Source organism: Paraburkholderia sp. J7 (assembly GCF_905220155.1).
Taxonomy (GTDB): Bacteria; Pseudomonadota; Gammaproteobacteria; order Burkholderiales; family Burkholderiaceae; genus Paraburkholderia.
Map to the genome: position 1 here is coordinate 19,713 of NZ_CAJMYZ010000006.1, position 13,406 is coordinate 33,118.

The window sequence follows — 13,406 nt, forward strand, 5'->3', positions numbered from 1 at the left end:
GGTTTTCCCCGCTGCGTTCGAACGACGCGCGCGCAATGACGATGACGCGCGTGACAGGTTGCCAGGTTTACACCCATGAGGCGCGCAATGCGCACAAAAAAATAAAGCCGCCGCGCAATGCGCGCGGCGGCTGTTCATTAGCGCCAATATGACAGGTACGATTGTTACAGCGTGCGCACCTGCGCGACCTAGACAAATTCGACTTCGACTTCCCCTAACCCGTCGATGTGGCCGTGCAGAAGGCCGGGCTTGTCGATGCGGTGCGCACCAACATAGGTACCGGTCGTAATCGTCCATTCGGGCTCGATCGTGATGCCCATTGCAGCGCAATGATTGACGAACCAGACGAGCAATTCGCGCGGATCGCCAGCGGGGTTGCCTGGCGCCTCCGGCACGAGCGAGGCGCCGTCGAACGTCAGTTCGAGCTCGGGAGCGACGAAATCGAGCGCGCGGGCAAGTGCGGCATACGGCAGCGCATGCCCGGTCACGAGTGCGCCATTGTTCTGCGCATCGGCGAGCTGGGCGAGCGGCGCGACGTTGGGCCACTGCGCGAAGCGGCTATCGACGATCTCGATGGCCGGGAGAATCTGCCCCACACGCGCAAGCACTTCGTCGCGCGCATAGGCTTCGGCGCGCGGGACGATCGGTTCCGAAAAACGAAACGCGATCTCCAGTTCCACGAGCACGCGGAAGAAGTGGCGTCGCTCGAAGCGCGCCGGCGAGGCGTGCACGAGCGGCGCCGGGATCGGCGCGCCGGAAGCGGGGCCGCCCGGCGCGCGCGCGCCGACCTTCCAGCCGCCCGTGGTCGTTTCGAGCCCGGCGAGCACCGCCTGCTGGATCGCGTAGGCCGTGGCCGCGTCCGGCGGCACGCGCTCGGGTTCCAGGGTTTCGATCAGATGATGATGCCGGCGCGCATTCACGAGGCGTTGCGCGAGATCGTCATGCGTCATGTCGGGTTCCTTGTTTGTGCTGTCATGCCGCGCCGGCGCTCGATGCCGGCGCAATCCGTGCTGCGTGGCGCGATGCGCCCTCCCTTGCCCTGCGGCGCCACCCCGTGCGGTCCGCGCGTGGGCATGTGCGCGGGCTGAGCCGTCCAGCGCGACGCCATGCCATGCGCGGGCACCGCTGGGCGCCGCAGTGTAGCGCGCCGACCGGGCCGCGCAGATGACACGGCTGACAATGTACCGTAACGGCGCGCGCATGGCGCATGGCGGAGCCGCACATCGGGGCCAAAGGCGAAAAAAAAGCCGCTGCGGCGCAGCGGCTGGCTCTCAGGCACAGGGACGGTCCGCCCCTGACAAAAACGGCTTCAGAAGGTCTCCCAATCGCCGTTCGCGCCGGCGCCCGCTGCCTGCGCGTTCACGGGTGCGCTCGCGGCGGCAGCCGGCCGCGCGGCCGGCTGGGCGGCGGCGGGGGCGCCACGCGGCGAGCGCTTTGCCGCGGCGGCAGACGCTGCGGCGGCCGGTGCCGGGCGCGCAACAGAACGGGCCGCAGAAGGTGACCGGGCAGCTGCCCGCGCCGTCTGCGCCGGGGCCGCGCCGAGCGCCGCTTCGTCGAGGCTGAACACCGCTACGGCTTCGCGCAGGCGTCCCGCCTGGTCCTCGAGCGACTGCGCGGCGGCCGCCGCCTCCTCGACGAGCGCCGCGTTCTGCTGGGTCACCTCGTCCATCTGCGTGACCGCGCGCGCGACCTGGTCGATGCCGCCCGACTGCTCCTGGGAAGCCGCCGCGATCTCGCCCATGATGTCGGTCACGCGCTGCACTGCGGCGATGATCTCGGTCATCGTGCGGCCTGCTTCGTCAACGAGCGCCGACCCCGCCTGCACGCGCTCGACCGAAGTGTCGATGAGCCCCTTGATCTCCTTGGCCGCCGCCGACGAGCGCTGTGCAAGGCTGCGCACCTCGCCCGCCACCACGGCGAAACCGCGGCCCTCCTCGCCCGCGCGCGCCGCTTCGACGGCCGCGTTGAGCGCCAGGATGTTGGTCTGGAACGCGATGCCTTCGATGATCGTGATGATGTCGGCGATCTTCGCGGAGCTGTCGTTGATGTCGCCCATCGTGCCGACCACCTGATTGACGACCGAACTGCCCTTGTTGGCGATTTCCGAGGCGTTGGCGGCGAGCGCGCTGGCCTGGCGGGCGTTGTCGGCGTTCTGCTTCACGGTGCCCGTGAGCTGTTCCATGCTCGAGGCCGTCTCCTGGAGCGCGGAGGCCTGCTCTTCGGTCCGCGACGACAGGTCAAGATTGCCCGCGGCAATCTCGCGCGTGGCCGTGGCGATCGATTCGGTGCCCGAGCGGACCGAGCGCACCGTTTCGGTGAGGCTGCGCTGCATCTGCGCGACGCCGCCGAGCAGTTCGCCCATTTCGTCGTTGCGGCGCACGACCACGGGCCGGCGCAGATCGCCCGCGGCGATCGCATGGAAGGCACCGAGCGCTTCGCCGAGCGGCTCGGCTATGGCGCGGCGCAGCGAGAAGAATGAATAAGCGGCAGCGCCGATGCCCACCAGCAGCGCGGCAATGCACGCAATGCGCAGTTGCGAGAACGCGGCCTGGGCGTCGTCGAAACCCAGTTGCGCCTGCGTCATCTGAAACTTGTCGAGCACGGCGTCGGCCTTCGAGAGCCCGTCGTAGGCTTCCTTGAGCGCTTTGGCGCCCGCCGTGACCTTCGCCTGGTCACCCGACTGGACGGTGGTCGAGAACTGGTCCGCAATCTGGTGCAGGGCCTCGCGCCGGGCGGCGACGTCCTGAGCGAGGCGCGCTTCCTCGCCGACGCGCGGCAAGGCCATGTACTTCTTCCAGTAGTCGTCCGACATGCCGCGCAGCATACGCGCCCGGTCGATCGTCGCGGCTGCGTCGGGCGTACCCAGTTCGAAGGCGGCCCGGTCGAGTGCGAGCCGCTCGCGCGCCGCATAGATCTCAGCCAGGTTGACCGCATGCGAACTGGGCATCTGGTCTGTGAAGGTCTCGCGATACGCGTCGTTCGAACGCGTGAGACCGAGCAATCCGACCGCGCTGATCACGACGATCAACGTCGCCAGAAAACCCATTGTGATGCCAATGCGCGCCTTGATACTGATGCCCTTGCCCATGACTCCCCCAATGCTTGTAGTGTGATCGGGCCCAGCGCCCGACATAGAGTTGCTCCTCTAACAAGCGTTTACGGCACGGGATTTCATGGTCTTGAAATCTGTATATCGTATGAAGTATTAGTGAAAACCATTCATGAGCAGCGCGAATAGCCGGCACTTGGGCCGGCCAGGTCTGCCAGACGCGCAAATTCGCTCAGCCGGCGAGTTCGGCGAGCGTCGGAATGGAAGGTTGTGCGCCCGCGCGCGTGACGGAAACCGACGCCGCGCGCAGCGCGAACGCAATGGCTTCGAGCGCGGGCGCGCTCGCGGCAAGGCGCGCGGCCAATGCGCCGATGAAGGTGTCGCCGGCCGCCGTCGTATCGACGGCATCTACGCGCGGCGCGGGCAAATGAACTGGCGCCGCGCCTTCTAGCAGCGCGCATACGCCCTGCGCCCCGAGCGTCACCAGCACGTTGCGCGCGCCCGCCTCGTGCAGCGCCGACGCCGCGCGCGCGGCGGCTTCGGGGGTGCTCGCGGGCAAGCCGGTGAGCGCCGCAGCCTCAAGCTCGTTCGGCACGAGGTAGTCGATGAGCGCAAGCCACTGCGCGGGCAGCGGCCCCGTAGCGGGCGCTGGGTTGAGGATGGCGATCTTGCCGAGCCGACGTGCGGCGGCGAGCGCGGCCGCCACGGCGTCCGGGGGCGTTTCGAGCTGGCAGACCACGACGTCGGCCTGCGCGAGCACGGCCTCGTGTCGCGCGATCGTCTCTGGCGTGACTTCGCCGTTGCTGCCCGCCACGATGACGATGGCGTTCTGGCTCGCGTCGTCGACCGTGATCAGCGCCACGCCGGTTGGCGCACCAGGCGACGTTTCGAGCGCGCCGCAGTCGATCCCCTCCGCCGCCAGGCCCGCGCGCAGGACTTCGCCGTTGCTGTCGGCGCCTACGCGCCCGACCATGGCCACCTGGGCGCCGAGGCGCGCCGCGGCCACCGCCTGATTGCCGCCCTTGCCGCCCGCGACCTGCGCAAACGCACTGCCCGCGAGCGTCTCGCCGGGAGCCGGCAGACGCGGCGCACGCGCGACGAGATCCATGTTCAGGCTGCCGACCACGGCCACGCGAGCGCGCGCGCCGGTCGGCTTTGCTGCGTCAGTCGTCACGATGCCTCCTTGATGGCGGCTTGCGCGCCTTGGGTGCGGCTGCCCTGCCTCAGGCCGCGAGCGGCGCGTATTCCTCTGCGCCGACCCAAGGCCCCGTCGATTCGCGGGCGAAAAGCGTGGGCGGCATCACGCGGCGGCGCGCCGTCGCGCCTTCCTCGCGCGTGCTCGCAATGCGCTCGATCAGCGTGAGCGCCGCCATGTCGCCGAGCGCGCGCGCCGGCTGCCCGACGGTCGAAAGCGCGGGCCACGTGAAGTTGCCAAGCTCGATATCGTCGAAGCCGATGATCGAACAGTCGCCCGGCACGCGCAACCCGCGCTCGGCGGCCGCGCGCAAGGCGCCGATGCCCATCATGTCGTTGCCGGCGAAGATCGCGGTCGGCCGCACGCTGTCGAACAGTTGTGCCGCCGCGCGGTAACCGCCCGCACCGGAAAAGTCGGCTTCGACGATCGCACCGGGCGCGATCTCCACGCCGCGCTCCGACATGGCGCGCAGGAAGCCGTGCATGCGCATCGCGCTCACCGCGGTCGTGACCGGCCCGGTGATGCAGCCGATGCGCGAGTGCCCGAGTTCGAGCAGATGGCGCGTGGCGATCCAGGCGCCGCGCTCGTGGTCGATCTGCACGAGATCGGCGTCGAGCCCCTCGATGTTGCGGTCGATGACGACGATTGGCTCGCGGGTGTCGGCGAGCGTCGAAGCGAGCACGGCGTCGTCACCGGCCGAGGCGACGATGAGCCCGTCGATGCGCTTTTCCTGCAGCACGCGCAGATAGCTGCGCTGCTTGTCCGGGTCGTCGTCGGAGTTGCAGAAGAACACGCAGTAGCCCTTGCGCGCGCAGGCGTCCTCGACGCCGCGCGCTAGCTCGGCGAAGTATGGGTTCGTGCCGTTCGGCACGAGCAGCCCCACGGTCGCCGTGGCGCGCGCCTTGAGCGAGCGAGCCACCGCCGACGGCACGTAGTTCAGGTCGCGGATCGCGCGCTCGACCTTGGCCCGCACGTCCGCCGACACCGGACGCGAATTGTTCACCACATGCGACACCGTCGTGAAAGATACCCCCGCCACGGCGGCCACATCCTTGATCGTCGCCATCTTTATGTTGCTCCTGCTTTTTCGCTGCCTGTTGCTGCCGGCTCTCTGCGCGCCCGTTGTTGGTATGGTCTGGCGACGCCTGCCCGGTCATTTCCGCCGGCCCGCGCTGCGTTGCGGACCGCGCCCTCGAAGAAATTGTTATGTCCTGCTGCTTCTACGACTTCGCCTGCTGCGGTACGTGTCGAGCACGACCGCCACCACGATCACCGCGCCGGTGATGATGCGCTTGGTGGGCTCGTTCGCGCCGATCTGCGCGAGCCCCGCGGCCAGCACCGAGATGATCAGCACGCCGAAGAACGTGCTGATGACCGAGCCGCGCCCGCCCATCAGGCTCGTGCCGCCGATCACCACGGCCGCGATCACCTGCAGCTCCAGCCCGACACCCGCGTTCGGATCGGCGGCTTCGAGGCGCGAGATCTGAAAGAGCGCCGCGAGGCCCGATAGCGCGCCCATCAACGCGAACACGATCACCTTGTACGGCCGCGGATCGACGCCCGCCAGGCGCACCGCTTCCTCGTTGGTACCGATACCAATCAGATAGCGTCCGAACACCGTGCGCGTCAGCGTCAGTTGCGCGATCACCATCACCGCCACCGCGATCAGGAACGCCGGCGAAATGCCGAATGCAATCGGGTTCGAGAGAAAGTCGAACGCGTCGCCGATATACGCCGTGCGCGAATTCGTCATCTGATACGCCAGCCCGCGCGCCGCCTCGAGCACGCCGAGCGAGACGATGAACGACGGGATGCGCCAGCCCACCGTCACCGCGCCGGTGAGCGTGCCCGTAGCCGCCGCGGCGACCAGCCCGAGCAGCGCCGCCGGCAGCGCGCCCCAACCCCACTTGAGCGACGCCACGCTCACCACCGAAGCGCCGAGCGCGAGCACCGAGCCCACCGAAAGATCGATGCCCGCGATGATCAGCACCAAGGTCATGCCCACGGCCATCACCACGAGATCGGGAATCTGGTTCGCGATCGTGCTGAACGTATCGTACGTGAGGAAGTGCGAACTCAACAGCGAGAACAACACGACCATCGCGATCAGCGCGAGCGCGAGGCCCAGGTAGTTCGAAAAGCCAAAGCGCGTACCCGCGGGCTTGCCGCTCGCCTGCACCGCATGCGGCGCCGACTCAGGCGCGGCGGCCGGCGCGATTTTGGCCGAACGGGTTCCCCCGACGTTTTCGTCGCCCTGAGGCGACGGTTGCCCGCGCAACGGGTCGTTCGTCATGAAGCGCTCCCTCGTGGGTCGTCGTTTCGTTCCTGCGGCTTGCGCGTTCCTGCGTGTGGCGGCACATCACCCATGTCGGGCAGATCGGCCGCGTCGGCAACGAGCGCATCCTCGGCGCGCAGTCCCGCGAAGGCGGCGGCCAGCAACTTGTCCTGACTCCATTCATCGCGCCCGTAGATCGCCGTCATCTTCCCCGCCGACATCACGCCGATGCGATCGCAGATCAGCATCAGCTCGCGCAGGTCGCTCGACACCACCACGAGCGCGCGGCCTTCGCGCGCGAGCGCGCCCATCAGCGCGTAGATGTCGAACTTCGCACCGACGTCGATCCCGCGCGTAGGCTCGTCGAACAGCACGACGCGCATCGACTGCGTGATGTCGCGCGCGAGCCAGCGGCCGATCACGACCTTCTGCTGGTTGCCGCCCGAAAGCTCGCCCACCGGCTGTGCCGGCCCGGACGTGCGAATGCGCAGTGCGTCGATCTGCGTGCGCGCGAGTGTGTTCTCGCGCTCCGCGTCCACCACACCGTAGCGCGACACCGCACCCACGTTGCCAAGCGTCACGTTGGCGGCGAGCGGCTGCGGCAGCAGCAGCCCTTCGCCCTTGCGGTCCTCGGTGATGAGCGCGATGCCAAGCCGTACCGCGTCGGCGGGAGAGGCGATCTGCACCGGCGCTGGCGTTGCGCCCGGCGTGGGCGCCAGCGCCACCGTGCCGCGCTCCATGCGGTCGGCGCCGTAGATGAGCCGCATCAGCTCTGTCCTGCCTGCGCCGATCAACCCCGAAACGCCGAAAATCTCGCCTGCGCGCACCTCGAACGATACGTCGCGCACGGCCCTCGCACGCGTGAGCCCTTCGACCTTCAAAAGCGGCGCACCGATGCGCCGCTGCCCCAGATCGATGCGCTCGCCAAGCTCGCGGCCCACCATCAGCGCGACGATGCGCTCGGGCGTGAGGTTCGCCATGGCGTCCACGCGCACGAGCTTGCCGTCGCGCAGCACCGCGACGCGCTGTGCAATGCGCTCGAGCTCTTCGAGCCGGTGCGAGATGTAGACCAGCGCCACGCCGCGCGCCTTCAGCCGTGCGATCTGCTCGAACAGCAGTTCGACTTCGCGAGCCGTGAGCATGGCCGTGGGCTCGTCGAGGATCAGCACGCGCATGTCGCTGCGATGAGCACCATCGGCACCACTGGCACCATCGGCGCTGCCGATCAGGTTGCGCGCGATCTCCACGAGCTGCTGATGCCCGATGCCAAGCTCCCCCACCGGCGTATCGGGATCGATCGCCTCGAGCCCGACCTGCGCCATCGCGGCCCGCGCGTCGTCACGCAGCCGCTTGCGGTCGATCCAGCCGAACCGCAGCGGCCCCGACTGCGGCAGGCGGTCCAGAAAAAGATTCTCTGCGACGGTGAGCGTGGGCAGCAGGTTCAGCTCCTGCATGACCATGCGCACGCCGAGCGCCTCGGCTTCGCGGCGACTCGCCGGGGCGTAGGGCCGGCCCATCAGCGTCATGCTGCCCGCGCTCGGCGCCGTTAGTCCGCTCACGATCTTCGAGAGCGTGCTCTTGCCCGCGCCGTTTTCCCCCGTGAGCGCAAGCACTTCGCCGGCGTGCAGCGCAAGGCTGACGTCGGCGAGCACCGGCTGCTCGTAGGTCTTCCCGACGCCCGTGACCGTAAGCACGGCGGGCGCGGGTGACGCTACGTCGGGGACATTTGCATCCATCACGATCCTGTAGTCGCGAGCCGCGCCGCCGGGTTCAACCGGTGAGGAGCGCCACCCGGATACTGCGGGTCCGCGCCGCCGCGGCGCGCTCCGGTAGAGCGGCGCCGGCCGGCGCGCCGGGCAGCGATTCGGCACCCGGCAAAGGACGGCCGCCCATGCGGCCATCCCGGTACAAATAACGGCCGCCCGGCGAGATTCTTGAGCGTTTATTGAGTTCGGTGAACAAATACCGCCGTGGCGGCGCGCATCGGCGCGAATCGGCGCCCTCGCCGGCCACGGCAGGCGTCGCGCAGCCTACTTCGTGACGAGCACCACGGGCGTTTCGACGATGCCCGACAGATCCGACTGCTTCTTGTGCTCCTTGAGCGCCTTCAAGGCGGTGTCGATGCCGAACACGGCCTGCTTGGCCGCGTACTGGTCGGCGGTGGCGAGCACGCGGCCGTCCTTGAGCATCGGCTTGATGGCGTCGATGTTGTCGTAGCCGACCACGTACACCTTGCCCTGCTTGCCCGCCGCGCGCACGGCCGACACGGCGCCGATCGCCATGTTGTCGTTGCCGCACAGGAGCGCCTTGATGTCAGGGTATTCGTTGAGCATGGCGGAGGCCACGGCGTTGCCCTTGTCGATCTCCCACTCGCCCGACTGCGTCGAGACGATCTTCGCGCCCACGGCCTCCATCGCGTCCTTGAAGCCCGCGGTGCGCTGCTGCGCGTTGGTCGTGGTGGAAACGCCCTCGACGATGCCCACCTGGTCGCCCGACTTCAGGCGCTTGGCGAGGTAGTCGCCCACGAGGCGTGCGCCCTTGCGGTTGTCCGGCCCGACGAACGGCACGTTCAGGTCCTTGGACTTGAGCACGTCGGCGTCGAGCTTGTTGTCGATGTTCACGACGATGATGCCCGCGTCCACGGCCTTCTTCACGACCGGCACGAGCGCCTTGGAGTCGGCGGGCGCGAGCACGATGGCATCGACCTTCGAGACGATCATCTGCTCGACGATCTGGATTTGCGCGGCGGTGTCGGTCTCGTTCTTGATGCCGTTGGTGATGAGATCGAACTCGGAGGCGTTGTGCTTCTGGTACTCCTTCGCGCCGGTCTCCATGGTGAGGAAGAACTCGTTGGCGAGCGACTTCATGACGAGCGCGACCTTCGGCTTGTGAGGCGCCTGCGCGCGCGCGGCAAGCGGCAAGGTGCCTGTCACGGCGGTGGTGGCGAGCGCGCTGGCGGCGAGGAGGATGCGGCGGCGAATGCGGGAGTTCATTTCAGGGAGTCTCCGGTTTGTCGGGCCCGGCTGGGCCCTGCTTTCTGGTTATGCGCAAACGTTTTCTGCCGGCCCATTCTCGGCGCAGGCGCTGAACGATGTCAACTCAGGTGGCAAACTCAGGCACCAAACTGAGGCACCTGCTCCGGGTATCGATGCGGCAGCGCAGCAACCCGAAGCTCACCCGCCCGACCTTAGAGCCAGTTAATACGGCGAAACAGGAAAAACAGGAAGATGTCGAGCACGAGCATGGCGCCAAGACAGATCTGGTAGCCGAACCTGAAATGTAGCTCGGGAATATGCTCGAAGTTCATCCCATAGATACCCGCAATCATTGTCGGCACCGCGAACAGCGCGGCGAACGAGCCGAGCCGCTTCGTGACTTCGTTTTCCGCGAGCGAGATCATGCCGAGGTTCACCTGGATGGCCGTGACGATCATTTCGCGGCGCGCGTCGATCATGTTCGACACGCGCACGAGGTGGTCGTACACGTCGCGGTAATACGCTTGCATGCCCGCGCAGATTTGCGGGATGCGGCCGCCCACGAGCTTGCCGACGGCATCCACGAGCGGCGTGACGTGATGCGCGAGGATCACGAGGCGGCGCTTGAGCGAATAGAGATCTTCGATGATTGCCCGCGAGCCCGCGAGATCGTGCTTCTCGAAGATACGGTCCTCCAGTTCCTCGATTTCGGCAGCGAGCCTTTCGAGCACCGGCGCGTAGCGGTCGACCACGCTGTCCATGAGCGCGTAGAGCACGAAGCCCGAGCCTTCGCGCAGCAGGTCGGGCTCGCGCTCGCAGCGCGCGCGCACGTCGGTGAAGCCCTGCTGCGCCCGGTGGCGCACCGAGAGCACGAAATTGGGGCCGGCGAATACGTTCACCTGCCCGGTGATGACTTCGCCGTCGTCGTCGAGCTCGAGCGTGTGGAGCACGCAAAAAAGCGTGTCGCCGTATTCCTCGATCTTCGGCCGCTGGTTGCCGTTCATCACGTCTTCGATGGCGAGCGCATGGAGGCCGAACTCCTCCTTCATCGCCGCCATTTCACCCGCGTCGGGGTCCTTGAGCGCGACCCACACGAAACACTCGGGCTTCGCCAGATAGTCGCTGATGGCCTCGACGGAGACGTCGGCCAGTTTTTTGCCGCCTTGATACGCGACGCAGTTGATTAGCATGTTTCTTTTCTTCCGCGCGGCGGGTCGCGCCCGCGCCGCTTCGAGTTGCACCGGTTGCCAAGTGTAAGGCGTTCCGTTGACCGGCGGCGTCTGGACGAGGTTCCCGAGCGGCTCGCCTGAGTTACACGCTGGTTTCGCGAGCCGAACTGCCGCGTGACAGCACTGCCCGTGCCCGCTGTGCGGCGGCGGCGGACTAGCTGGCGGCGCCCGGCCTACTGCGCGACGCGGCGGATGCCGATACGGTCATTCTTGTCGAATGTGACGCTCGCGCGGTTGGTGTAACGCGGGTCCACGAGGAAGCGCAGCTCGATCACGGGATCGAACTGCGTCGTCACGGCAATGCGGTGCACGCCCGGTTTCAGGTAGAACGTGACGTGCTCGCCGTCCATCAGGTCGGTGACGCGCTCGCCGTCGATATAGACGGGTGCATCGCGAAATTTGACGATGACGTTGCGGGTGCGCTCGCGGCGCACGTCCACGGCCACGAGGCCCTCGCCGGGCTCGGTGTAGCCCGGCTTCAGAATGCGCTCGGCCGGCACGGGCTTGAATGGCACAGGCGGCGCCGGCTCCTCGGCGCAGCCGCCGAGCGCGAACACGGTTACTAACGCGGTTACCAAAACGGTTACCAACGCGCCGGTGGCGGCGATGCTCGCAATCGACCTGCGCGGCGGTATCTGCGGCATAGGCGCTTCCCCCTTGTTTTACGAGGCGAGGCTTCTGGTTCGCGCCCATCATATACGTACGGGCGCCAGATCGATCATCGATGTTATATGCTTCGGGGAATGCGCGGCAGCGCTCGCAACCTGCACAAAGAGGAGGCAGCGGCCATGTGGTACTTCTCGTGGATCCTCGGCATTGGCGTTGCGCTCGGCTTTGGCATCATCAACGTGATGTGGCTCGACGCCAACGGTAGATTCCTGAACGGGCACGGCTCCGAACAGGACGGCCCGGAAAAGACCCCGCCGGCAGACGCCGGCACTACACGCGGCGAGGCACGCCGCCCGTGACAAGACTGGTGTTCTTCTGTGGCCACGCCGGCGCCGGCAAAACATCGCTCGCCAAACGGCTATTCGCCCCGCTCGCTCGCGAGACTGGTGAACCCTTCTGCCTGCTGGACAAAGATACGCTCTACGGCGGCTATAGCGCCGCCGCGATGGGTGCGCTCACGCACGACCCGAACGATCGCGACAGCCCGCTCTTCCTGCAGCATTTTCGCGAACCCGAGTACCGCGGGCTCATCGACACCGCCCGCGAAAACCTCGAGCTTGGCGTGAATGTGCTCGTGGTCGGCCCGCTGTCGCGCGAAGTGCGCGAGCGCAAGCTGTTCGACCGCGCGTGGCTTGCCGTCGGTCCGGATGTGGGGCTCACCGTGGTGTGGGTACATACGAGCGAGGAAACGGCGCACGCGCGCATCGTCGCGCGCGCCCATCCCATCGATGCCTATAAGCTCGCTCATTGGGACGAATACCGGCAGCGGCGTTTCATGCCGTCGGGCGAGCAACTCGACGGCCTGCTCCTCTTCGACAACACCGCGCCCGCTGCGGCCGACTACGACGCGTTGCTACAGCGCGTCGTGTCGGCTACGGCATCGGCCTGAGACCTCAGGCCGCCACCTTCGCGCGGCTGTCGAGCGTCGCGCCTTCGTACACCTGACCAAAGCGGTTCGCAAGGAACTGCTGAAGCGACACCTGCTCCTGGCGCACGAACCCGGCTTGCGGCAGACGCTGCTCGCGGAACAGGTCGAGCACCGCACACATGGCGCCGGCCGTGGTGATCTGGATCGCGCTCATGGGCACGCCGCACACCGTCTTCGCGAAGATCTTGCGCGTGAACACTTCCTGAACGAGCTTGCCGTCGCGCATGCCGGTGACGGTCATGAAGATGAGCACGACGTCCTGCTCCGTGGCGGGCACCGAGCGCCGCATGATCGACTTGAGCGTGTCGCGGTCGCTCGAAAGACGCAGGTCTTCGAGCAGGAACTGCATGAGCGCGCGATGCCCCGGATAGCGTACCGACTTGTAGTCGAGCGATTCGACTTTGCCCGAAAGCGTTTCGCAAAGCGTGCCCAAACCGCCGGAGGTATTGAAGGCTTCGTACTCCACGCCGTCGAGCGAGAAATGCTCGAGGCCTTCGAGCGGCTGCACCCACTGCGTGCGGCTATCGCGGATCGCTTCGCACGGCTGGCAATACTCGTTGATGAGGCCGTCCACGCTCCAGGTGAGGTTGTACTTGAGCGCGTTGGTGGGGAACTGCGGCAGCGCGCCCACGCGCATCTTGACGTCGCGGATCTCGGTGAAGCGGCTCGCGAGCGCATGCGCCGCAATGCCGATGAAGCCGGGCGCGAGACCGCATTGCGGCATGAAGACATGATCCGAGCCCTCGGCCAGCGCGCGGATCGCGTGGGTCGCGCGCACGTCCTCGGTCAGATCGAAGTAATGGACGCCCGCGCCCTTGGCCGCCGAGGCGACGTTCACCGCCAGGTAATACGGCAGCGCGTTGACGAGCACGTCGTAGCCTTCGAGCGCGCCGCGCAGCGCGGCAGCGTCACCGGAATCGACACGCGCGGTGGGAATGCCCTGCGCGGCGAGCGGTTCGAGCGCCTTCGCATCGCGGTCGAAGGCAGCCACTTCGTAGTCGCCGCTCTCGCGCAGCATGTGGGCAATGGTGTGGCCGATCAGGCCGGCGCCTGCAATCGCAACTTTCATATGTCATCTCCTTTGGT

13 protein-coding genes are annotated in these 13,406 nt (G+C 67.3%); 2 read left to right on the top strand and 11 right to left on the bottom strand.

Translation table 11 applies throughout. The features are described from left to right. Positions 1-188: 188 nt before the first annotated feature. From U5A58_RS11415 to U5A58_RS11460, 10 genes are all read right to left on the bottom strand, one after another. Positions 189-950 (bottom strand): hydratase, encoded by a 762-nt coding sequence (locus U5A58_RS11415; protein ID WP_321908614.1) that lies wholly within the window; start codon positions 948-950, stop codon positions 189-191. A gap of 359 nt (positions 951-1,309) precedes the next feature. After that, the gene (locus U5A58_RS11420; protein WP_321961536.1) at positions 1,310-3,088 is read right to left on the bottom strand and encodes a methyl-accepting chemotaxis protein; all 1,779 of its coding nucleotides are present in this window, start codon (positions 3,086-3,088) and stop codon (positions 1,310-1,312) included. A gap of 193 nt (positions 3,089-3,281) precedes the next feature. After that, positions 3,282-4,223, bottom strand: coding sequence for a ribokinase (rbsK, locus tag U5A58_RS11425; RefSeq protein WP_321961537.1), 942 nt, complete (start codon positions 4,221-4,223; stop codon positions 3,282-3,284). A gap of 49 nt (positions 4,224-4,272) precedes the next feature. Next, positions 4,273-5,310, bottom strand: a complete 1,038-nt coding sequence (locus U5A58_RS11430; protein ID WP_321908617.1) for a LacI family DNA-binding transcriptional regulator — start codon at positions 5,308-5,310, stop codon at positions 4,273-4,275. 138 nt (positions 5,311-5,448) lie between these two features. Further along, a complete protein-coding gene (locus tag U5A58_RS11435; RefSeq protein WP_321961538.1) occupies positions 5,449-6,537 on the bottom strand; it encodes an ABC transporter permease in 1,089 nt (362 codons plus the stop codon). Further along, entirely contained in the window at positions 6,534-8,255 is a 1,722-nt protein-coding gene (locus U5A58_RS11440) for a sugar ABC transporter ATP-binding protein (RefSeq protein WP_321961539.1), read from the bottom strand. Before U5A58_RS11440 ends, U5A58_RS11435 begins: the two co-directional genes overlap by 4 nt. A 34-nt stretch (positions 8,256-8,289) precedes the next feature. Next, complete coding sequence (locus U5A58_RS11445) at positions 8,290-8,481, bottom strand: hypothetical protein (RefSeq protein ID WP_321961540.1); 192 nt, start codon at positions 8,479-8,481, stop codon at positions 8,290-8,292. Between the two features lie 68 nt (positions 8,482-8,549). Further along, the gene (locus U5A58_RS11450; RefSeq protein WP_321961541.1) at positions 8,550-9,512 is read right to left on the bottom strand and encodes a sugar ABC transporter substrate-binding protein; all 963 of its coding nucleotides are present in this window, start codon (positions 9,510-9,512) and stop codon (positions 8,550-8,552) included. 194 nt (positions 9,513-9,706) lie between these two features. Then, positions 9,707-10,684, bottom strand: a complete 978-nt coding sequence (gene corA, locus U5A58_RS11455; protein WP_321908622.1) for a magnesium/cobalt transporter CorA — start codon at positions 10,682-10,684, stop codon at positions 9,707-9,709. Positions 10,685-10,896: 212 nt separating this feature from the next. Next, the gene (locus U5A58_RS11460; RefSeq protein ID WP_321961542.1) at positions 10,897-11,367 is read right to left on the bottom strand and encodes a hypothetical protein; all 471 of its coding nucleotides are present in this window, start codon (positions 11,365-11,367) and stop codon (positions 10,897-10,899) included. Between the two features lie 144 nt (positions 11,368-11,511). On the opposite strand from U5A58_RS11460, the gene cydX reads away from it, so the two are divergent. Both cydX and U5A58_RS11470 read left to right on the top strand, forming a co-directional pair. Beyond that, entirely contained in the window at positions 11,512-11,691 is a 180-nt protein-coding gene (cydX, locus tag U5A58_RS11465) for a cytochrome bd-I oxidase subunit CydX (protein ID WP_321934820.1), read from the top strand. Then, positions 11,688-12,281 carry an ATP-binding protein gene (locus U5A58_RS11470; protein WP_321961543.1) on the top strand — a complete coding sequence of 198 codons (594 nt, stop codon included), beginning with the start codon at positions 11,688-11,690 and terminating at the stop codon, positions 12,279-12,281. The genes cydX and U5A58_RS11470 overlap by 4 nt, the downstream gene beginning before the upstream one ends. A 4-nt stretch (positions 12,282-12,285) precedes the next feature. Here the strand turns inward: U5A58_RS11470 and U5A58_RS11475 are convergent, their stop codons facing one another. After that, positions 12,286-13,389, bottom strand: a complete 1,104-nt coding sequence (locus tag U5A58_RS11475; protein ID WP_321961544.1) for a saccharopine dehydrogenase family protein — start codon at positions 13,387-13,389, stop codon at positions 12,286-12,288. Positions 13,390-13,406: the final 17 nt, after the last annotated feature.

Coding starts and splice junctions, on each gene's coding strand:
- U5A58_RS11415 (WP_321908614.1), bottom strand. CDS start 950: ATGACGCATGACGATCTCGCGCAACGCCTCGTGAATGCGCGCCGGCAT.
- U5A58_RS11420 (WP_321961536.1), bottom strand. CDS start 3,088: ATGGGCAAGGGCATCAGTATCAAGGCGCGCATTGGCATCACAATGGGT.
- U5A58_RS11430 (WP_321908617.1), bottom strand. CDS start 5,310: ATGGCGACGATCAAGGATGTGGCCGCCGTGGCGGGGGTATCTTTCACG.
- U5A58_RS11435 (WP_321961538.1), bottom strand. CDS start 6,537: ATGACGAACGACCCGTTGCGCGGGCAACCGTCGCCTCAGGGCGACGAA.
- U5A58_RS11440 (WP_321961539.1), bottom strand. CDS start 8,255: ATGGATGCAAATGTCCCCGACGTAGCGTCACCCGCGCCCGCCGTGCTT.
- U5A58_RS11450 (WP_321961541.1), bottom strand. CDS start 9,512: ATGAACTCCCGCATTCGCCGCCGCATCCTCCTCGCCGCCAGCGCGCTC.
- corA (WP_321908622.1), bottom strand. CDS start 10,684: ATGCTAATCAACTGCGTCGCGTATCAAGGCGGCAAAAAACTGGCCGAC.
- U5A58_RS11460 (WP_321961542.1), bottom strand. CDS start 11,367: ATGCCGCAGATACCGCCGCGCAGGTCGATTGCGAGCATCGCCGCCACC.
- cydX (WP_321934820.1), top strand. CDS start 11,512: ATGTGGTACTTCTCGTGGATCCTCGGCATTGGCGTTGCGCTCGGCTTT.
- U5A58_RS11475 (WP_321961544.1), bottom strand. CDS start 13,389: ATGAAAGTTGCGATTGCAGGCGCCGGCCTGATCGGCCACACCATTGCC.